Below are 20,512 nucleotides of genomic sequence, written 5' to 3'. Positions count from 1 at the left end.
GATAGGCCGGATGTGGAAGCGGGGACTAAAGACCCGTGAAGCTGACCGGTACTAATAGGCCGATAACTTACACCACACCACAATCTGGGCAGGAAACGACTTCAAACGTTCCCGCCAAATAAGGGTTGTGTTGATCATGCTGCTTGCGTCCACTATGTGGTTCCCGGATAACAAACCCGTGTGTGGTTTGTCACCGTGGAACGAACTCTCAGGCTGTCCTTTGGGATGGTGTGATGGTTTAGAATTAAGGTGTTCACTTCGGTGAATGCTGTTCATGACGGGCACTGTTGTTTTCAGTGTCGTGGTTGTGATCCTTTGTTTTCCCCTTCACCACGGTTTTTGTCCGGGGTGTTGCGGGTGTGAGGGTTACGGCGGTCATAGCGTGGGGGAAACGCCCGGTCCCATTCCGAACCCGGAAGCTAAGACCCACTGCGCCGATGGTACTGCATCCGGGAGGATGTGGGAGAGTAGGTCACCGCCGGACAATATTTCTGGTTGAGAGAGTAAGGCCCGTACCAGGGATGGTACGGGCCTTACTTGTTTAAGCCAAGCACGTAAACAGGCAGGGCAGCGGCGGGATGGAAGAGCGGGACCGGAGCAGGGACGGAATCGTTCCGGTTAGGGGGCTCTTCTAGGTTCGTGGTGAATGTTCTGCCGTGATGCATGTTCATCCCGCTTCTTTCGCGGCGGCCGCGTCGGCGAGGGATCCAGTGGCCAGCAGTGTCCGAGGTTGTTCCTTGACCTTCCAGGCCGCTTGCAGCTTTCCGGTGGCATCGTCGGTGGCGAACACGGTGCTCAGCCGGTTCCGGGCCCTGTCGAATAGTGTGTCACCGGCGCGCAGGAGCAGGCGCCGGTTGGCCCAGACACGGTCGATGGATAGTTCCCGCCGCCCGTGGACCTGCTGGGTGAGGCGCTGCCGGACTTCGGTGAGCATGTCGTTTGGCCCAGAGGACTTCCACGGTGCCGGCTACCGGGATATCCCGTACCCGTGCCAGCGGCGGGAATGGCGGCGGGTTCCGATCACGCCGCACTCGGGGCAACCGGATTCAACGGTGCTTTCCACCTGGATTCTTTGGTGACCGCTAGCAAAGATTTGGGTATCCAGCACCCGGTAGTCCACGAGGTTGAAGATCGTGGTGGCAGCATCGGGGTGCGGCAAAGTATGCTCGGTCAAGGCTCGTAGTCCTGTCATTGGTGAATGCGTCAAGAACATCCATCACAACAGGGCTACGGGCCTCCTTCGTTCAAGGACACGAAACCAGATTTCACGACGAACCGCGGAGAGCCCGGTACGACCCAGGAGAAGACAGACTCCGGATAATGCCAAGAGACACTGATGGCATAGGCGACAAAGCCACCGCCGGACAACAGCAGGACGAAGCGTTCGAGCGCCCAGCCGGTGGAAACATCAGCTCCGGACCAATTCAGACCGATCAGAGACAGCACCCCTCCTGCCGCCAGGAACGACGACACCAGGATGACCACCAGCAGGGGCATCTGACCCATGCTCTTGGACGGGATGAAGTGCGGGGTGAAAAGGGACACCGCCGCGAACACCCCGAAGACCATGGACAGGGCGGCAACAGCCGTGTCCATTGGGTGAACAAGCATCCGATCCCACCACGACGGCGGATTGTGGGTCGGTTGATAAACATGGGTAGGCACGCGTGCCCTCCTTGATTTTGGGTACAAAAAAGCACCCCCGGGATGGAGGTGCTTTCCCTGCTTGGGCAGTATTTAGTTATGCGGGTGGCACGTTTACGATGTACGGCTTGAATCCGCCACGGCGCTTGAACTGAAACAGTCCTTCGCCACCGTTTTGGACACCGCCGTACATGATGTATCGAAGACCGCTCGGCTTGCCTTCCTCGCTCGCATAGAGGTGTTCAACCACATCATGATGCAGGAGGGTCAGGGCTCCATTTGGCAGATCCTGGCCATGACCGATAATCTGCCCGTAAATAGCGAATTCGCCATGCCGCTGGATTGAGATGTAAGCGGCCAGCCTCTCCCCGACGCGGACTTCCCCCTGCATGTGTTCCTTGTCGCCCACAAAGACGCCAAAAGTTTTACGCCAATGGTGCTGGCACCTGGGTTTTGCCAGTGGAATTGGACCGGTTGGCAACCCACCCAAATCATCAATGGACCGTTTGAGGTTCTCTCGAATTGGACCACCTGAGCGGGCGTCCATGGAGTTGTTGATCTCGAACGCATCCTGCGTATGGAGCTTGAACGGAAACTCATGGGAGTAGTAGTCGAGGCTTTTTGCTCGCTTTTTCTGCCGCAGCTTCTCGCCACCTGAGAACTTTTTGATGTTCTGCTCCCATGCCTCGAAGGTTGGGAACTCCTCAAGGTCGATCAGCATTGGGGTGAATCGGGGCGCCGGGCCATGCTCACACTTGCCGTCGAAGTAGAAGTACCTATTGAGTCCCTTCTCGACCGCGGCAGGGACGTTACTGCACGCCGGAACGCAGGTGTCGAAGCCAGTCTGCAAATCTATGTCGATGATTTCCGTAATGACGATATTCCGACCGGGGCTCTTTGTGTAGGTCAGCTCACCGTACCCGGCTACGGCGACCGGTGCGGCGGCTGGAGCGGCACGGTTTGCGGCGCGACGTTCGACTGCCTCTTGGAGTCCGTCACTAATCGCACGCTCCCACATTTGCCGGTACGTGGACCCTTGGAAGTGCAGTGTGTTGCCGGGGCCGCAGGAACCAATGTCGGCCAGTTCGAGGGCGTCCTTTTCTACGACACCACCGTAATAGACATCGGGGAGCCGCTGGGAAACAAGCTCTCCAAGCTTACTGAAGTCCTTCGCCTTGTCCTCCAGCTTCGGATAGTAGTCCACCTGCTGGTTCAGGAAGAGGACCGGGATCCCCGGGTTCTTTTGGCGCATTACCTCAATGAATCGGACAGAGTCCTCTACGGACTGATCCAGTGTGCGGTGCCCGAAGTCCCCGTGCTCATCCTTGAATTTCGCCATGTTGTAGATGAAGCGCGGGTGGATCCAGAACTTAAACCCTTTCTCAATGTTCTCCCAGAGTTGGAAGTTCATGTCCGCGTATGAGTCGATCATCAGGAGGTCTCCGTCAGTCTGCTCCAGGATCGACCGACCGGCCTGCCCCATGTAGAAGCTGCGGAGTACGCGGGGCATGGCCTCAACGTCGGAGATTTCTTTGAGATAGTCTTCGGTGACGGTTACTCCGTTGGCAGCGTCCAAGAACTGAACGAAAGTGGATTTCTCATTCTGGACAAATACCGGCGGCTTGTTGAAAAGGTCCTGGTTTAGGGCCACGGATCGACGGCTGGTGCAGTCTCCCCGTGCAAGAATTTTCAACGGGTTGCCGTCGGCTGTTTTCAGCATCCTGGGTCTCACTTTCAAAACGGTAGTAGCGCCTATTCTTTGGCGCGGGGGAGCAAAATTCGTCCTGCAGGATAAACGCGGCATCACTGCGCTGGTATGCTCCACATGGGCGTCGGCTCAGTATGGATCGTAGTCATGAGCATAGCGGAACGTGGGGATTAGCTCGCCCCGGCGTATATAGGCGTAGAACAGCGAACGGGTCTGCCCCGGATTTCGTTGACTCTCTGGGTTTAGTGTTTCTCAGGCGGCTTTGAGGCCGCTATTGATTGTCTCAAACTCGACCGGTGTTAGCCGCCCGAGCCGCCGCTGGCGGCGTTTTCGATGGTACGTTTCCTCGATCCACGTCACGGTAGCCAGGCGAAGATCCGCCCTTGTCGACCATCGCTGGCGGTCCAGGACATTCTTTTGCAGGAGTGAGAAGAAAGACTCCAGGGCCGCGTTATCGGCACAGGCGCCGACCCTCCCCATTGATCCTTTCAGCTTGTTGCCTTCCAACGTCCGCACGAAAGCGTGGAACGAAATTGGCCGTATTCAACCGGTCGTCGCAACACCGACGAATCGGAGTATCGGATGGGTGTTGCCCAGAGACAGAAGCAGGTCAGAGCGTATCGAGGGCAGATCGTTTCTCCTGGATGGCCGACGGTCGCGTGGCGTCAGGATCGTGTGCGGTTCTGGGTGGCGATCGCTACGGGGAAGAAAACACGCGAAGCAGGAGCTGCGGCCGGCGTTTCGGAACCGGTCGCTTACCGCTGGTTCCGCGACGCTGGTGGAGTGAATCCACAACTACTGCCCACGGTATCCAATCGACATCTGTCCCCGTTAGAGCGTGAGGACATCGCGCTCTGGCGTGCCCAAGGAGCTGGCGTACGTGAGATCGCCCGACGCCTGGGGCGTGCACCATCGACGATCTCGCGTGAGCTGCGGCGGAATGCGTCCACGCGCACGTATCGACTCGAGTACAAGGCATCAACGGCGCAGTGGCATGCAGAACGTCGTGCCCGGAGACCGAATACCGCGAAACTCGCTACCCATGATGGGCTGCGTACCTATGTCCAGGACAAACTCAGCGGGAGCATCTTCGCTGCGGACGGCACCCGGATCGGCCCGGTTGGACCTGTGTGGGATGGGAAGAACAAACCTCACCGCGGGGACCGGGAATGGGTCACAGCGTGGAGCCCGCGGCAGATCGCCAAGCGGCTACCACTGGACTTCCCCGATGACCCAACGATGCGGATCTCGCACGAAGCGATCTACCAGGGGCTTTACATCGAATCGCGCGGCGGGCTGGAGCGGCACCGCTCCTGGCACCTGCGTCGGGGCCGAACTAAGCGCATGCCACGAGCTCGGACCAGGCAACAGGCGTGGGCTCACGTCACCGAAGACACCGTGCTATCAAAACTTCCGGAGGAGGCAGCAGACCGCAAGATTGCCGGGCATTGGCAGGGGGACCTCATCATCGGGTTGAAGCGCTCTGCCATTGCCACGCTCGTGGACCGGACCACACGATTCGCGATACTCGTTCATCTCCCGCGCCAGGCCGTATACGGGACCATCCCACCACGTAAGAACGGCCCCGCGCTGGCTGGGTATGGCGCGATCTCAACAAAGAACGCCCTTACCGCGACGTTCTCCACGCTGCCCGCACTGATGCGTCGTTCGTTGACCTGGGATCGCGGCAAAGAGCTCTCCGCGCACCGGCTGCTCACGACCGAGATCGGGTTGCCTGTCTATTTCGCCGATCCGAAGAGTCCCTGGCAGCGCGGCAGTAACGAGCATCTCAACGGGCTTGTCCGCCAGTTCTTGTTCTTCGAAAGCCTCGGCAGGGGTGCGCCAGCCGAGGATCTCTCTGGGGCGATTGTTGATCGCTGATGCGACGGCGGCGATCTCCGCCGCGCTCCACCGGGAGAGATCTGTACCCTTGGGAAGTTACGATCGGCCTCACAAACAACCGTTGCGACGACCGGTTGAATACGGCCAATATACCTCCCGGGAAATGGGTGCCTGGTGCACCGGCAACGGTGTGCGCCAGTCCATGGGTGCCACCGAGGTCTGCTGGGACAATGCCGTCGCCGAGTCGGTGTTCTCATCCCTGAAGAACGAGTTCTACCACCACCACAACTTCGCCACACGTCAGGACGCCCGCACGCCACCAGCCCGGGGAAAACCGCCGAACTTATCCGCGCCCGCACCAACAATGAGGGGCTGCCGCCGGCAACCGCGATGGCCAACTTCACCACCCACCAGCAGCCGCTGCCCGCGGCCGCCTAACCCCGAAAAAACTAACCGACCGTCTCACATCCTTGATTGTTAACGCCCACCGAAAATAGGGCCACCGACCATTATGGAAGGTGATCAATTTGGATGATTGGGCGGAGATACGCCACCTGTTTTCAACGGGCAAGCACTCGAAGCGTGAGATCGGCAGGATCGTGGGGGTTTCCCGCGGAACGGTTGATCGTGCGCTGGAGTCGGACCGGGTGCCGAAGTACCAGCGGGCGGCGGGTGTATAGAGTTTTGATGCGTTTGCTCCCAGGGCGCGGGAGTTGTTGGTGAAGACGCCGACGATGCCTGCCGCAACGCTCGCGGAGCGGGTGGGCTGGGCCGGTTCCGCGTCGTTGTTCCGGGCGAAGGTTGCCGCGATCCGACCCGAATACGCGCCCCCGGACCCGGCCGACCGGCTGGTCCACGAGCCGGGGTTCCAGGTCCAGTGCGATCTCTGGTTCCCGCACGAGCCATTGCCTGTTGGCGCGGGCCAGAACGACACACCCCCGGTGTTGGCGATGACCTCGGCGTTCTGAAGGTTTCATCCAGGCACGGATGCTGCCCTCGCGGACGGCGCCGGACCTTCTGGGCGGAATGTGGACCCTGCTCCAGGACGCGCAGGCAGTCCCGTCGCGGCTGTTGTGGGATAACGAGTCCGGTATCGGCAGGCGTAAACCGACGGAGCCGGTGGCCGCGTTCGCCGGGTCCCTGGGCATGGAGATCAAGCTGCTTCCGCCGCGGGACCCGGAGTCCAAGGGCATGGTCGAGCGGATGAACAGGTTCTTCCGGCAGCGTTTCATGCCGGGCCGGGACTTCCGCTCGCCCGCGGATTTCAACGGCCAGCTTGAGGACTGGCTGCCCACGGCAAATCACCGGTACTCGCGCTCCCGCCACGGCCGACCGAATGAGCCGATCATCCTGGACCGTGAAAGGATGCGGGGGCTGCCGCCGGTGAGCCCCGAGGCGGTGTTCCGCAACATGGTGCGCCTGCCGTGGGATTACTACGTGCGGGTGTTCTCCAACGACTATTCCGTGGACCCGTCGTTCATTGGGCGAATCGTGGATGTCACTGCTGATTTGGATGCGGTCCGGGTCACGCATGACGGGGTCGTCATCGCCACCCACGTCCGGGTCTGGGCCCGGCACCTGGTGGTGACCGTTCGGGCGCATGTGGTCCGGGCGGCGGTCATGCGGCAGGACTTCCGGACCCAGCGCGTACGCCGGCCCGAACCGGAAGAAGCGGCGCAGGTACGGGATCTTGCCGCCTACGACGAGGTCTTCGGCATTGACCTCGGCCGGCAGCCGGCCTGTCTGGAGGTGGCCTCATGACCGGGACACCGGCACAGATCGAGTACTACGCCAGGGCCCTGCGTGCACCGCGGATCAGTGATAGCTTCCGCCGCCTCGGGGACCAGGCCCGGGATGCCGGCTGGTCCCATGAGGAGTATCTGGCAGCGGTTCTCTCCCGGGAGGTCTCCGAACGCGAGGCCTCCGGCGCGGCGACCCGGATCAAGGCCGCGAGGTTCCCGGCTCACAAGGACCTTGAGGAGTTCAACTTCGAGCACCAGCCTTCCGCGGACCGGAATCTCATCGCCCATCTGGGCACCGGGGTGTTCCTCTCCGAGGCCAAAAATGTGGTTCTGCTTGGGCCGCCCGGCACCGGTAAAACCCATCTCGCGGTCGGTATCGGCATCAAGGCTGCCAAGGCCGGGGACAGGGTTCTCTTTGATTCCGCGACCGGCTGGGTGGCCCGGCTGCAGGAGGCTCACTCCCGTGGGAAACTCGCACAGGAACTGGTGAAACTACGCCGCTACAGCCTCCTGGTGGTCGATGAAGTAGGTTTCATCCCGTTTGACCAGGACGCCGCGAACTTGTTCTTCCAGCTGGTTTCCAGCCGCTACGAACACACGTCCATGATCCTGACGTCCAACCTGCCCTTCGCCCGCTGGGGCGACGTCTTCGGAGATTTGATCATCGCCTCGGCGATGATCGACCGGATCGTCCACCACGCCGATGTCATCAGCCTCAAAGGCAACAGCTACCGGCCCAAAAAACACCAACCGGGCGCCGGTACGGCACAATAGAACGAACAACCAGTGGCCCTGTTTTCAAATGGCACTAATGGCCCCATTTTCGGTCGGCGTTAACACTTGACACACCTCATACCTCGTCTCCCGTGACGGACCACGTCCGCGGCCGGTCTGGACCCGGTGACGTCCCAGCTCCCGGGAAACCGTCGAGGCGGGAACATCGAGATGCCGACCGATCGCCCTCATCGACCAAGCTGGCGTGCTATTTATCGCCATCTCGATGAAGACTCGGTCCCTTTGCGTCAAGCGGCGATAAGCGCGTTGAGGATCAGGCGTCGACTCTAAGGCGTGGGAGGGCTCAATGCCGCCGCGGGCTCCCATTCGGATTAACATGCCCGCAAGTCTGGCCCATTGGACGACTGCTCCCGTGTTGACACGAAACAGCCGCGCTGTTTCCTTCGCCGAAACACCCTGCAGAAGCATTGAGTACGCAATGCTTCGATCTTTCCATGACACCGCCATGACAACCTCCGAAAGACGGTGTTGCGCTGGCTCACTGAAACCGCCACGTCTATTCGAACCGGATCGTGGGTTACTCCACGGATTCCCGGATGAGAGCGTCCCTAGCTGTCTCTGCTCTGCACAACGCGATTGGGCGCCGTGGGCCGGTAGGCACTGTGGTCCACAGCGACCGAAGATCTCAATTTCGTTCCACGCTTTCGTGCGGACGTTGGAAGGCAACAAGCTGAAAGGATCAATGGGGAGGGTCGGCGCCTGTGCCGATAACGCGGCCCTGGAGTCTTTCTTCTCACTCCTGCAAAAGAATGTCCTGGACCGCCAGCGATGGTCGACAAGGGCGGATCTTCGCCTGGCTACCGTGACGTGGATCGAGGAAACGTACCATCGAAAACGCCGCCAGTGGCGGCTCGGGCGGCTAACACCGGTCGAGTTTGAGACAATCATTTATGGCCTCAAAGCCGCCTGAGAACTCTAAACCCCGGGAGTCAATGAACTCCGGGGCGGTCCCAATTGACGTCTTCGGTCGCGTTCCCACAAACTATTTGACACATGCAGTCAAGCGCTCAACAGATGTGTACGATGTGTTAATAGCCACCTATCTCCGGGAGCGTAGAGCCCTTGCATGACACTGACCAGCCACAGAAGTCTATGGACCGGGGCGATATGATAAGCGAATATAACAGCACGGAGTGTTTTGACTATTTAGATGCCGTGTTTCCAGGATATCACCTCTCAGGACAGTACAGACCTAACGCGTTGGAAGAGCAGCGGGGATCGCTTTCTTGGGGGGCCTCACTGGTGGGCCGTTCCTATCTCCGTGTCTATGAAAAAACTGGGGATCACAAGTATTTGCGCGGTTTTATTGGTATAGGGGAGCAACTTCTACTTGCCCGGGACCAAGTTCGAGGAGCTGTGGACTACCTCGGACGGTCTGGCCCAGTCTGGAGATCTGGGCGCCCATATACCACAAATTATAATTCGTTTAGGTGTGGCGCAATCGAAGGGCCGTGCCTAGAAATTCGTTCAAAACAGGCTGCACATATTCGGATTGAAAACATTCGCCATGAAAATGGAACGTTCGATATATCTTTTCTGTCGAGTCCTCAGGAATCAGCACTTGCGGCGTTCGAAGATGTAAGCGTTTTGGCGGGTACCGAGAATAACCTCGCCGAGGTCTTAACAAGGCAGCATTGGAAGTCGCCCCAAGCGGCCGCCGTCATATCCCACTATGGTTGTGTGAAGTGCCTGAATGAGCCAGGCCTCTATGATCTAGTTGAGCAATATTATGCTCCAGCAATACATGTTTCTCAAATTTGTCTAGCGCTCCTCGAATTCAGTAAACTTGTAAATGGCAAACCAGATCTCTACGCCATATACGGGCAATACGCTGATAAATACACCGAGGCGGCATTGGCTGCGCTCGAAGTATACGATTCGGACTATCGCGTTAGCAGCGGCCGGGGTTACTACATTATTCCGGCGGATGCTCCCAGCGATTTTGAGGGAACGGATGCCCCCCAGAACCATAATATGAGCATGGCGCTATGCTTTTTGAGTCTCTATAGAATCACTGAGAAAGCAACCTTCAAATCACGAGCAACTGAGCTTGTTAGGACTTTCCGAGATGCCCTTACCCACCTCGAGTTCAATGGACAAGATTGCTTAGTTTGGTCATACTTCGTACCGATGCTCGATAACTTTCGTGGGCACAGTGGCGGCAACCGGTCACGGTGGAGATCCTCGAGGAAGGGGAATCCCAGAATGGAGGATATGTCACATGCTGTTCTGGCCATAGAAGCAGCTGTCGAGGCTCATCTCCTTGGAATTGAGGTTACAGCGCTAGACCTGCAAGGCATGGCAAACACCTTTGTTAGCGCTGCCGCGACGGGTACATTGTCCAGCTATATCGACGGAACCGCCGGCTACGGTAAATACGATGCAGTAGCTGGCCGCTGGTCGATTTTAGGCCCGTGGGACAGCCGAGTATATGAGATCGCATTGAGAATCACTCAAACTACTCAGCCCCAGCCACTTCATGCGTCAGTATTGCTTTCATGCGCCAACCTGGTGGCATATGCTCCGTTGGGATCAGATAGCTATCCATCGATGGGTGGTTGGGGAACAAATGCGTCTCGAGTGGATAGCGGATGACCCGTTTTAGTTGAAAACGGCTTTAGGATATAGTTGCTCGACCTAACACTCATGAACACTCTTTTAAGTTCAAGTGCCGGCATCGTCGTACATGTTGTAGTCCCGAATACAGCGCCAAGAGCCATTTGCTACGCCTTTTCCTATGGGTTCTGCCGTTGTAAACACATGCGCTGGCCGGTGGGACGAAAATTAATGGTGTGAGAATCAAATGAAATTAAGAAATTAAGAAGGGCTGCTAATGAAGGATCTTGTAGTTGTCGGACAGGGATATGTGGGTTTACCGCTTGCTCAGGCGGCGACCTTGTCGGGCCTCAGAGTAGCAGGGCTTGATCGCAATGTTGAGACTGTTGGTAACCTCAACTCAGGGTTATCACATATCGACGACATCGGTGATGATGAAGTCCAGCTTATGCGTCAAAGAGGATATGAGGCTACGACGGATCCGTCAGTCATCAGGGGCGCACGGTATGTCGTAATCTGTGTCCCGACTCCGCTTGGCGAGGCGGGTAGCCCCGACCTTCGCGCGGTAATTGGCGCCTCGAAGGATATAGCGGCCAACATGTCGCCCGGAATAACCGTCATTTTGGAATCAACTACATATCCTGGTACAACTGAGGATTTGGTTCTTCCAATCCTTCAGAGCTCTGGCCTGGTTCTTGACGTCGATTTTTGGCTGGCCTTTTCACCTGAGCGGATCGATCCAGGAAATGAAGTGTTTTTCCTGAAAAATACCCCCAAGGTCGTTGGAGGGGTAAGTGAGATTTCCACAAAGACCGCTGCAGAACTTTATGCTGGTTTTGTTGATGAGGTTGTTTGTGTTCGTGGTTCCAAGGAGGCTGAGACTGCAAAGCTTCTTGAGAACACATATAGGCATATAAACATCGCACTGGTCAATGAAATGGCCCGGTTCTGCCATGAAATGGACATTGACCTATGGAATGTCATTGATGCCGCGAAGACTAAGCCCTTCGGGTTCCACGCGTTCTACCCGGGCCCCGGGGTAGGGGGGCATTGCATCCCCATCGACCCGAACTACCTTAGCTACCAGGTGAACAAGTTGTTGGGCTACCCGTTTAGGTTTGTGGAGCTCGCGGAGGAGATCAATAATTCAATGCCCCGGTACATACTGGAGCGTGTTCAAAGTTTGTTAAACGAACAGGGCAAGCCTCTGAAGGGCTCTCGCGTACTACTTCTTGGCGTTACGTACAAACCCGATATAGCAGATCAGCGAGAGTCGCCGGCATTACCATTCGCTCACCTTTTAATGCAAAAGGGATCAGCTGTATCTTTTCATGATCCGAGGGTTTCGGAGTGGACCGTAGATGAGAAAAAGATCGCTAGGGTTTCCGATCTCGACGATGCCGTGGAAAATGCGGACATTGTTGTACTGATGCAGAATCACCGCGATTACGATGTGGATAGACTGGCTGAATCTTCAAAGTATTTCTTTGATACCCGAGGTGTAGTTTCGGAGCGACTCAATGCATCGCGCCTTTAGGGTCTCCATTGCTTGACAGAAAGAAATCCCTCGTGTTTTCATCATGGAAGTATTATTGTTTTCTCCTGATCTTGTGCGCTTTCACACTTGCGTCCCTGTATTTTACCCCTGAGCTGGTGGCATTCTTACTAGTTGTATGTTTTGTCGGAGTTTCCGTCGCTCTGATACTCAGGGTTCTGTTTGGGATGACTCTGCAGGCCCGTCAACAACATCACAGTCTGCTCGCCATGATTAGGGAGCAGAACGCTGCACACGCTGTGAAGTTTGGTGAGAATGAGGCCAGGGTTCGTCAACTGGGTGGTTTGGTTCGTGAGGCGGAGCGTTCTGTGGCCGGGCTTGGTGAGTTGCAGCGTGTGAAGTTTGGTGAGAATGAGGCCAGGGTTCGTCGACTGGGTGGTTTGGTTCGTGAGGCGGAGCGTTCTGTGGCCGGGCTTGGTGAGGACATCAAAACTCTGCGTAGTAGCTTGAGTTCTGACGAGGTAAGACGGCAAGCAACAGTAGAATTGAAACTTAAAATATTGAACGATTTAGCAATGGTACGCGAGCTCTTGGAAAAGCCGGACATTGATTCCCCGGACACGCACGAACCCGTTTGGACTCTAGAATGATGAATCTTAGTAGCCGCGGTACACCGGGATCCTTTGATGTGCTCCTCGTTGTTACCTTAGATGTGCGCGAGTCACCCGGACTAGATATTCGGTCCGATTTAAGGAACTTCCTGTCAAAAGGATTATCTGTGGGGCTGATGTCGTTGGGGCAGAGGTCACATCCGGACAGATACCGCAATACTTCATTGATTAAGATGGCCTTTGAGGTGGGTGTTCCGCTTCTCGGTCATAGGGATGTTTGCAAGACGCAGCTGGCCATCGTGTATGATCCCGACTTATTCATTGCCAGAGACCTCAGGGGGAGTTTCGCGGCTCAGTGGGTTTGGATGGTCCTGGAGAATGCAAAATTTGATGCTCTTTCTGTCGATCAGCTAGATTCAAAGGTTGCACTATATTGCGACTCGAGGCCGGCTTTTGTGGCAGTAACTGCCGCTGAACAGCAGGCCGTGAGTGCTAAGACCGGGGAATATGTTGGGCTCTGGAACTTTCACGCCTGCGGTGCCGAAGTTGATGATCTTGGGACCGCCTATCCTGAGTCTGTTCCTACGCGCATAGGCGTACCAACAATGTCGAAATACAGTCCCGTTGTAATCGAGGAGTTGAAAAGCTTCGCGTTACGAGTTGGTGAGGCTGCGGGCAAATCCGTTTACGCCCGAACAAATGTTCCAGCCCAATTGCAGACCAAAAAAGGTGAAGACGATCTCCTTGTAGGCCTCCCTTTCGTTACTAAAGACCGCGACAGGTTCTTGGCTTCTCTGTCCGGGTACGTCGTACCCACAACGATGCTCACCTCAGAAACATGGAAAGACGACGTGTATGCGTGTATGCGTCTTGGTGTTCCTCTTGGGCTCCCTCGGATCCTTCAGCCTTATTTCGGTCCAGCCGCTTCATATTTTGACGTTCACGCTTCAGAACTATTTATTGAAACAAGCGACATGCAGGGAATAGCCGCAAAGGGCACTTTAGAGTACGCAAAGGAATCGTTTAAAGAGCGAATGCATTCGGCAAGTAAGGGCATTCTTCAAGTTTTCGGGGTGGAACCCGTAATCGCCACGCAATCGAGAGGTGATGACGACGGGCAGGAAATGAGTACAGTACAAAAGTCGGTCGGCTCGACTAAGGAACGCGCTCATCGGACGCCCCGTGTTTGTTTTGTGACAAGCAACGGGGCCGGGATGGGCCATTTGACACGCCTCCTGGCCGTGGCGCGTCGCCTTGACGATGATATAGAAGCGAGTTTTGTGTCGATGTCACAGGCTTGTGGCGTAGTAGCACAGTACGGATACGGTTTCGAATATATTCCATCCAAGGGTGACTTACTTGTTGATGGTGCGGAATGGAATCAGTATTTTGGGAAACGGTTCATGGAGTCGTTACAGCGGTTAAATCCTGATGTCGTAGTGTTTGACGGAACTTGGCCTTATCAAGGTATCGCACGGGCTGTCGCAAACTATGATGCGAAGTTTGTTTGGATGAGACGAGGGATGTGGCGGTCGGAAACTGCAGCCACGTCTTTAGTCCGCAACACCGGATTTGATTCCGTCATAGAGCCAGGGGATATTGCTTCCCCATATGACCAAGGTGCTACTAGTCGAGCCGCTGATGCGTATAAAGTCGATCCGATTATCGTGTTGGACTCGGACGAAATATTGGAACGAAGCCAAGCCCGGGGAATTCTGGATATAGGGCCAGACGAGAATGCGATGTTGATTACCCTAGGTGCCGGCAATATAAACAAGATTGACGACGATGTAGAAGAAGTCATCATAGCCGTCAAAGGCCTTCCCGGGGAGTGGCGAATCTTTATGACCAGTCCTCTTATTGCAGATAACCAGGACGTCAGTGATGGCGTCGAGAATATCTCGATGTACCCCTTAGCCCGAGTGGCTCGAGCATTCGACTTCGTAGTTTCAGCTACCGGATACAACTCTTTTCATGAGTGGATAGCCTATTCCGTTCCGGCTCTATGGATCGCCAACGCGAACACGATTACAGATGATCAGATCGGCCGTGCTCGTTACGCTCACGATGTGGGACTGGGACTTGCCGCCGGACCCGGAGGGTCGGCCTCTATCCCGGAAGCGATTGAACAACTTGGAATAAGTAGTAATCGAGCTCGGTTCCAAGAGGCAATGAATCTAGCCTCCTTTCCTAATGGGGCGCGGAGTGCGGCACGACATATATCTGAGCTAGCTAAAGGTTAATTTTCAATGATTGCAACTTTGCCACTCGGTCAAAACGGCGCTGAGGGAGGGGCGTCTCAAACCGTCCTTTCGAGTGTCGTCCGGAGCTATCCTGACGTGTGCACCCCGTTCGTCAAAGCAAGCCTGAACATCGACGGCGGTGTGGGGCTTTCTGTGGTCCGGAGGAATTCGCTTCCCGTCATATTGCTCCCGCTCTTCAGCGAGAGTTGGGATGCGGCAGGAGGGATCGCGGAAGCAGTTTACGGTCTGCAGCAGGCTTCGCTGGAGTTCCGGATTGTGGTTGTTACGGATATGCCGTCTTTCAAACAGCTACGTCCATTCGGATGGGCAATAAGCCATGTTCAACCGGAGGCAACGTGGAGCGGAAGTTCCTGGTTCGTCTATGCTCAGGCCGAACTAGAGAGGATAATTGCGGCCTTTGGATGTAGTTATGTTATCGAGACATCGGAGCTAGGGATCAGCAGAAGATCTTGGCAAAACCTGCTGTCGATCGCCTGTATGGGTCTTGATCTGCCTAATACGTCGGAGCGGGGGAAGTCCGAGCAGGCGGCGCACACTTTGCATTCCTCCTGGCGGGGGTGGCTACGCAATGTTCCAGATGGCCCCTCCACGCACATAGTGCGGGTTGACGAGCGTGAATGGGCAGTCGAGATCAGCAAGAATTCGAAGAGCTCAATGGTCTTCCTTCAATTAGAACCATCCCCATCCGGTGGATCGACTAATATTCCTGATGATATTGGTGCCGGGTGGAATGTTGTCAAAATGTGCTCTCTTACGGAAGACCTTGGAGGTAGATCAGTACATTTACCTGGAGTCTTAGCAATTTTTGATGCTCTAAGCCGCGACGGTTGCGGAATACTTGAGCACGATGAATGCCGTTCAGGTTTCGCGGCGGGCTTGCCGTCAGTGGTTCAGACTACCGAGGTAACTGAGTCTGAGGTGAAGGCAGCATACAGGAGGGCTCTGTCAAGTTGGTCATCCTAAATCGTGTGGCAACAGGGCCATTCCGGGTGAAGATGATGGATGAGCCGGCACAGAAGCCGCATCTGCGGGGGCTGCGCTGATTTCGGAATTGTCAACTAGGCTTGAGTGCATGCGTATTGCTCGATTTGTACTAGACAGTGACCCAGCGTTCGGCGTCGTCGACGGGGACGAAGGCCATGAAGAAATAGCCGTCATCAAGGGTGATCCGTTTTTCTCCGGCGTGCAGCTTACGGGGGAGCACCACAAGCTTGAGGACGTTCGCCTCCTGGCACCGATCATCCCGCGCAGCAAGGTAGTGGGCATCGGCCGCAACTATGCGGACCACGCCAGCGAACTGGGCAACGAGGTGCCGCCGGCCCCGCTGATGTTCCTCAAGCCCAACACCTCGGTGATCGGCCCTAATGATCCCATCGTCCTGCCGGCGTTCTCCGACGAGGTCTCCTATGAGGCCGAGCTCGCCGTCGTCATCGGCCGGATCTGCAAGGACGTACCGCTGGACCGGGTGGATGAAGTTGTCTTCGGCTACACCTGTGCCAATGACCTGACGGCACGCGATGCCCAGCGCACCGACAACCAGTGGGCCCGCGCCAAGGGCTTTGACACGTCCTGCCCGCTCGGTCCGTGGATTGAAACGGATCTGGACACCGACGACGTAGCCATCCGCGGCTACCTCAACGGCGAATTGGTCCAGGACGGCAACACCAACCAGATGATCTGGGGCGTGAAGGAACTCGTATCCTACGTGTCCCAGGCCTTCACTCTGCTGCCCGGCGACGTTATCCTCACCGGCACTCCCGCCGGCGTGGGCCTGATCTCGGACGGAGAGCGCTACGAGGTCTCCATCGAAGGGATCGGCCGCCTCTCGAACACCGCCCGCAGCTAGGGATGAGCAACCCCGGCGCCGGACCAGTGCGCAACCTCGCCTTGGTCCGGCGCTTTTTGCCGCCCGGGGCGGTCTGGGCGGCGGCCCTTTTTACGGCGCCGTTCCTGAACGACGACGGCGCCTCCGCCCTGGTCTGGGGCGCGGGGTCAGCCGTGCTGATAGCCCTGTTTCCGTGGGCCCTGGTGACGGTGTTGGACAAGCGCGGAGACCTGCGCCGCGGAATCGACCGGTTGGGTGCTCCGCCGGTGATTCTCGGAGGGCTGGGGGCAGCATTTGTGGTGCTCCGCATCATCCGATGGGCGGACGGTCCGAGGGCGCTGGCCGCCGTCGTCTTCGGCATGATTGCCGCCTACGCCCTGACCACGGCGCTCTCCAAAGTTGCCCGGCTGGAATGGGCGGATGTCACCTATGCCGCTGACGCCGTCGTGCTTCCGGTCCTCCTCTATGCGCTGTATCCGGGAACGGCGGGTATCACCCTGGCGGCGGCTGCGGCCTGCCTGTGCGTGGCTGGACTCATCAGCAGTGGCCGCAAAACCGCCGGAAAAACCGTGGCGGCGGCGGCCGTGGGTGTGCTTGCCGGCGGGGGCGTCTTCCTCTGGCTGCTGGCCTACAGCCTGTAATCGTCCGGGCGGACACAGCAAGAGACTAAACTGGAAGCATCATGACTAACCTGCCTTCACTTGCCGACCTGCCCACCGTCGATGACAACACGCCAGTGCGCGTGCGGTTCTGTCCCTCACCCACCGGAACCCCGCACGTGGGCCTGATCCGGACCGCGCTGTTCAACTGGGCCTACGCCAAGCACACGGGCGGAACCATGGTGTTCCGCATCGAGGACACCGACACCGCCCGTGACAGCGAAGAGAGCTTCCTGCAGCTTCTGGATGCGCTGGACTGGCTGGGCATCACCTGGGATGAAGGCGTTAACGTGGGTGGCCCGCATGAGCCGTACCGCCAGTCCCAGCGCGGCGAGATCTACCAGGACGTCATCGCCAAGCTTAAGGACGCCGGACACCTCTACGAGTCCTACTCCACACCGGAAGAGATCGAAGCCCGCCACCGCGCGGCCGGCCGCGACATCAAGCTCGGCTATGACAACTACGACCGCAACCTGACCCCCGAGCAGATAGAGGCGTTCAAGGCCGAGGGCCGGCAGCCGGTGCTGCGCGTGCGCATGCCGGACGAGGACATCACGTTCAACGACCTGGTCCGCGGCGAAATCACGTTCAAGGCCGGCACTGTTCCGGACTTCGTGGTGGTCCGCGCCAACGGCGCTCCGCTCTACACGCTGGTGAACCCGGTGGACGATGCGCTCATGGGCATCACGCATGTGCTGCGCGGCGAGGACCTGCTCTCCTCCACCCCGCGGCAGATCGCGCTCTACCGCGCGCTGATCGACGTCGGAGTGGCCGAGTACATGCCGCTCTTCGGCCACCTGCCCTACGTCATGGGCGGCGGCAACAAGAAGCTCTCCAAGCGCGATCCGGAGTCCAGCCTCTTCCTGCACCGCGAACGCGGCTTCATTCCCGAGGGCCTGCTCAACTACCTGTCCCTGCTGGGCTGGTCACTGTCCGCGGATGAGGACATCTTCACCGTGGACCAGCTGGTGGAGAAGTTCGACATCCACGACGTGCTGGCCAACCCGGCCCGCTTTGACCTGAAGAAGGCCGAGGCCATCAACGGCACCCATGTGCGGATGCTGGAGGCCGAGGACTTCCGCAACCGCCTGGTGCCGTACCTGCAGCAGGCCGGGCTGGTGGGGGAGACCCTGACTGCCCGCGAAGAGGAAATCCTCACGGAGGCCGCCCCGCTGGTCCAGGAACGCATCACCCTGCTGGTTGAGGCTCCGGAGATGCTCGGCTTCCTCTTCAAGGCCGACGACGCCATTGACGTGGCCGACGACGCGCGGAAGGGCCTGCCCGAGAACCTCACTGAGGTGCTGGACGCCGCCATCGCTGCGCTGGAACCGGTTACTGACTGGACGGCCGAGAACATCCAGGCAGCGCTGCGCACTGCCCTGGTGGAGGAGATGGACATCAAGCCGCGCAAGGCTTTCGGTCCGGTCCGCACCGCTGTCTCCGGCCGGCGCATCTCCCCGCCGCTGTTCGAATCCATGGTGATCCTGGGCAAGGACTCCTCGCTGGCCCGGCTTCGCGCGTTCCGCGCAGCGGAGGCCTAAACGTCCATGAGGAACATGCGGAGTGTCCACGGGGTGCTCTTTGATATTGATGAGACCCTTGTGGACCTTCGCACCGCCATGGCAAACACCGTGAGGGAGATCAGCGCGGGGGAATTGGGGCACTTCAGCGAGGCGGATTGGGCGGGGTATCAGGAGTTGTACGCCGCCGATCCGCTTGGCCACTACGATCAGTATCTGGCCGGGGAGCTCAGCTTCACCCGGCAGCGCTTGAACCGGGTTGCCCATGCCCAGCAGGTGCACGGGCTGCCTGCCTTCGACGACGCCGCGGAACGGACCTGGAACGCGGCCTACGAGCGGACGCTGCCCCGCCACTTCTCGGTCTACGACGACGTCCTTCCGCTGCTGGACCATCTGGACGCCCGAGGCATCCCCTACGGCGCTGTCAGCAACAACGTACATGATTACCAGCGGGCCAAGCTCGATGCCGTGGGGCTGCAGCGGATCAGGGTTCTGGTGGGGACGGACACGGTGGGTGTGGCCAAACCTGATCCGGCGATCTTCCTTGAGGGTATCCGCCTTCTGGGCACCGAGCCCGGAAACACCCTGTACATCGGGGACAATCTGCGCATCGACGCCGAGGGCGCATGCGCAGCCGGCCTGCAGGGGATTTGGCTGGACCGTGCCGGGAATCCTTCACCTGTGCGTCAGGAAACGGGCGGAACTGCCGACGGCGGTGAGTTCCTTACGGTGCGATCCCTTGGCGAAGTGGCGGAGCTTGCACTGCGCTGAATGTCCCCGGAAGGGGCATCGCCGGCGTTTTGTACTTCCTCCGGAACCCGTGTATAGTTGTATCTCGTGCTGAGGGGTTGCAGCGGAGAAAAACTTCTTCGAAGTGGCCGGAAAAGCGCAGTGGGATATGGTGTAATTGGCAACACATCGGTTTCTGGTACCGACATTCTAGGTTCGAGTCCTGGTATCCCAGCGGTTCTCATTAGATAAGAAATTATCAATTTGAAGAACAGCAATAAGTGTGAAAAACTTATTGAGTTCAATTTTAGTTTGAGCAAAATGGAAGTAGGAAGCCTTCAGGGCAGACTGCTTGTACCTGGCCCCATCGTATAGCGGCCTAGTACGCTGCCCTCTCACGGCGGTAACGCGGGTTCGAATCCCGCTGGGGTCACCATTTAGCCAGTCCCGGAGTTTCTCCGGGGCTGGCTTTTTTGTTGCCTGGAAGGGAACGCCGCTTAGGGAAACCCGGCCATCCTTTGCAGGGTCCGCAGGTTCCTGGTGGTGGTAGTGGCCCGGTAGACGGACTTGGAACCGAGTTTAAACAGAGCACTGTCAGGGGTCTGGCCTTTGGGGCACGGCCATGCCACTGCTTCTTCGCCCAAAAGAATCTGCTCCGCGCCGGCGGCGGAACCTGCTTCTGACAGCTCCCGAAGCAGCTGCGGATCCGAACCGAAGGTCACATAGGCGTGCATCCCCGGGTCATCGGCGGGGTAGGGGACAGCCGCCACGAGTTCTCTCAGGCGCTCCAGGGTGAGGACCACCACCCAGGCTTCGTAGCCAAACTCCTCCCGTAGCGCCTGCTCCACCATCGCTTTGAGATCCGCCGACTGCGCCCCGGCAGATAAAGTCACGTTTCCGGTGGCCAGGTAGGTCTTCACCGCTGACACGGGAAGGCCGGCCAGCGTACGGCGCAGGTCCGCTGAGCGAACAGTTGCGCCGCCAACATTCACGCCCCGCAGTAATACCGCATATTCGGTCATGGACAGGAGGATACGCCGGTTGGCGCAAGCGGCACTACTGGCTGAACGGGCACCGAAGCATTCTCCATTTACCACGGAGAGCCGGCGGAGCGGACCATGA

General features: G+C 57.9%; 18 protein-coding genes, 2 tRNA genes, 1 rRNA gene and 5 pseudogenes. 19 read left to right on the top strand and 7 right to left on the bottom strand.

What is annotated here, in order from left to right; genetic code table 11:
- The first annotated feature begins 367 nt into the window (after positions 1–367).
- A 5S ribosomal RNA gene (gene rrf, locus ABIB35_RS06520) occupies positions 368–484 on the top strand.
- A 183-nt stretch (positions 485–667) separates the two neighbouring features.
- Here the strand turns inward: rrf and ABIB35_RS06515 are convergent.
- The 5 genes and pseudogenes from ABIB35_RS06515 to ABIB35_RS06495 form a co-directional block, all read right to left on the bottom strand.
- Positions 668–934: a transposase gene (locus ABIB35_RS06515; protein WP_354179876.1), complete on the bottom strand. Its 267-nt coding sequence runs from the start codon at positions 932–934 to the stop codon at positions 668–670.
- A 33-nt stretch (positions 935–967) separates the two neighbouring features.
- Positions 968–1,174 carry a hypothetical protein gene (locus ABIB35_RS06510; protein WP_354179874.1) on the bottom strand — a complete coding sequence of 69 codons (207 nt, stop codon included), beginning with the start codon at positions 1,172–1,174 and terminating at the stop codon, positions 968–970.
- A gap of 53 nt (positions 1,175–1,227) precedes the next feature.
- Complete coding sequence (locus ABIB35_RS06505) at positions 1,228–1,665, bottom strand: hypothetical protein (protein WP_354179873.1); 438 nt, start codon at positions 1,663–1,665, stop codon at positions 1,228–1,230.
- A 76-nt stretch (positions 1,666–1,741) separates the two neighbouring features.
- Entirely contained in the window at positions 1,742–3,364 is a 1,623-nt protein-coding gene (locus ABIB35_RS06500; RefSeq protein ID WP_354179871.1) for a hypothetical protein, read from the bottom strand.
- A 240-nt stretch (positions 3,365–3,604) separates the two neighbouring features.
- Positions 3,605–3,871, bottom strand: a pseudogene (locus ABIB35_RS06495) (integrase core domain-containing protein); the annotation flags it as partial.
- Positions 3,872–3,934: 63 nt separating this feature from the next.
- Here ABIB35_RS06495 and ABIB35_RS06490 point away from each other — a divergent pair.
- Positions 3,935–5,164, top strand: a pseudogene (locus ABIB35_RS06490) (helix-turn-helix domain-containing protein); the annotation flags it as partial.
- Between the two features lie 3 nt (positions 5,165–5,167).
- Here ABIB35_RS06490 and ABIB35_RS06485 read toward each other — a convergent pair.
- Positions 5,168–5,287, bottom strand: a pseudogene (locus ABIB35_RS06485) (IS30 family transposase); the annotation flags it as partial.
- 52 nt (positions 5,288–5,339) lie between these two features.
- Between ABIB35_RS06485 and ABIB35_RS06480 the strand changes: the two are divergent.
- The 17 genes and pseudogenes from ABIB35_RS06480 to ABIB35_RS06395 form a co-directional block, all read left to right on the top strand.
- A pseudogene (locus tag ABIB35_RS06480) lies at positions 5,340–5,510 on the top strand (integrase core domain-containing protein); the annotation flags it as partial.
- A gap of 202 nt (positions 5,511–5,712) precedes the next feature.
- Positions 5,713–5,874, top strand: coding sequence for a helix-turn-helix domain-containing protein (locus ABIB35_RS06475; RefSeq protein ID WP_354179869.1), 162 nt, complete (start codon positions 5,713–5,715; stop codon positions 5,872–5,874).
- Positions 5,875–5,913: 39 nt separating this feature from the next.
- Positions 5,914–6,162, top strand: a complete 249-nt coding sequence (locus ABIB35_RS06470) for a hypothetical protein (RefSeq protein ID WP_354179867.1) — start codon at positions 5,914–5,916, stop codon at positions 6,160–6,162.
- 19 nt (positions 6,163–6,181) lie between these two features.
- The gene (locus ABIB35_RS06465) at positions 6,182–6,955 is read left to right on the top strand and encodes a Mu transposase domain-containing protein (RefSeq protein WP_354179865.1); all 774 of its coding nucleotides are present in this window, start codon (positions 6,182–6,184) and stop codon (positions 6,953–6,955) included.
- On the top strand, positions 6,952–7,710 hold the full coding sequence (gene istB, locus ABIB35_RS06460) for an IS21-like element helper ATPase IstB (protein WP_354179863.1): 759 nt from the start codon (positions 6,952–6,954) through the stop codon (positions 7,708–7,710). The genes ABIB35_RS06465 and istB overlap by 4 nt, the downstream gene beginning before the upstream one ends.
- Positions 7,711–8,219: 509 nt before the next feature.
- Positions 8,220–8,641 (top strand): annotated as a pseudogene (locus tag ABIB35_RS06450) (DDE-type integrase/transposase/recombinase); the annotation flags it as partial.
- Positions 8,642–8,838: 197 nt separating this feature from the next.
- Entirely contained in the window at positions 8,839–10,326 is a 1,488-nt protein-coding gene (locus ABIB35_RS06445) for a hypothetical protein (protein WP_354179862.1), read from the top strand.
- A gap of 238 nt (positions 10,327–10,564) precedes the next feature.
- Positions 10,565–11,824 (top strand): nucleotide sugar dehydrogenase, encoded by a 1,260-nt coding sequence (locus ABIB35_RS06440; RefSeq protein ID WP_354179860.1) that lies wholly within the window; start codon positions 10,565–10,567, stop codon positions 11,822–11,824.
- A 32-nt stretch (positions 11,825–11,856) separates the two neighbouring features.
- Positions 11,857–12,432: a hypothetical protein gene (locus ABIB35_RS06435; protein WP_354179859.1), complete on the top strand. Its 576-nt coding sequence runs from the start codon at positions 11,857–11,859 to the stop codon at positions 12,430–12,432.
- The gene (locus ABIB35_RS06430) at positions 12,429–14,636 is read left to right on the top strand and encodes a glycosyltransferase family protein (protein ID WP_354179858.1); all 2,208 of its coding nucleotides are present in this window, start codon (positions 12,429–12,431) and stop codon (positions 14,634–14,636) included. Before ABIB35_RS06435 ends, ABIB35_RS06430 begins: the two co-directional genes overlap by 4 nt.
- A 6-nt stretch (positions 14,637–14,642) precedes the next feature.
- Positions 14,643–15,620, top strand: a complete 978-nt coding sequence (locus tag ABIB35_RS06425) for a hypothetical protein (protein WP_354179856.1) — start codon at positions 14,643–14,645, stop codon at positions 15,618–15,620.
- Positions 15,621–15,729: 109 nt separating this feature from the next.
- On the top strand, positions 15,730–16,503 hold the full coding sequence (locus ABIB35_RS06420; protein ID WP_354179855.1) for a fumarylacetoacetate hydrolase family protein: 774 nt from the start codon (positions 15,730–15,732) through the stop codon (positions 16,501–16,503).
- A gap of 2 nt (positions 16,504–16,505) precedes the next feature.
- Positions 16,506–17,123 (top strand): hypothetical protein, encoded by a 618-nt coding sequence (locus ABIB35_RS06415; RefSeq protein WP_354179853.1) that lies wholly within the window; start codon positions 16,506–16,508, stop codon positions 17,121–17,123.
- Positions 17,124–17,164: 41 nt separating this feature from the next.
- The gene (gene gltX, locus ABIB35_RS06410; RefSeq protein WP_354179851.1) at positions 17,165–18,682 is read left to right on the top strand and encodes a glutamate--tRNA ligase; all 1,518 of its coding nucleotides are present in this window, start codon (positions 17,165–17,167) and stop codon (positions 18,680–18,682) included.
- A gap of 15 nt (positions 18,683–18,697) precedes the next feature.
- Positions 18,698–19,432, top strand: a complete 735-nt coding sequence (locus tag ABIB35_RS06405) for an HAD family hydrolase (RefSeq protein WP_354179850.1) — start codon at positions 18,698–18,700, stop codon at positions 19,430–19,432.
- A gap of 121 nt (positions 19,433–19,553) precedes the next feature.
- Positions 19,554–19,625 (top strand) — tRNA-Gln (locus ABIB35_RS06400).
- A gap of 125 nt (positions 19,626–19,750) precedes the next feature.
- A tRNA-Glu gene (locus ABIB35_RS06395) sits at positions 19,751–19,826 on the top strand.
- Between the two features lie 61 nt (positions 19,827–19,887).
- On the opposite strand, the gene ABIB35_RS06390 is transcribed toward ABIB35_RS06395, so the two are convergent.
- Entirely contained in the window at positions 19,888–20,412 is a 525-nt protein-coding gene (locus ABIB35_RS06390; RefSeq protein ID WP_354179848.1) for a DUF1697 domain-containing protein, read from the bottom strand.
- Positions 20,413–20,512: the final 100 nt, after the last annotated feature.

It is taken from the genome of Arthrobacter sp. UYP6 (assembly GCF_040547315.1).
GTDB lineage: Bacteria > Actinomycetota > Actinomycetes > Actinomycetales > Micrococcaceae > Arthrobacter_B.
Note: the sequence above shows the minus strand (reverse complement) of the source record. Positions and strands in the feature narration are given on the sequence as shown.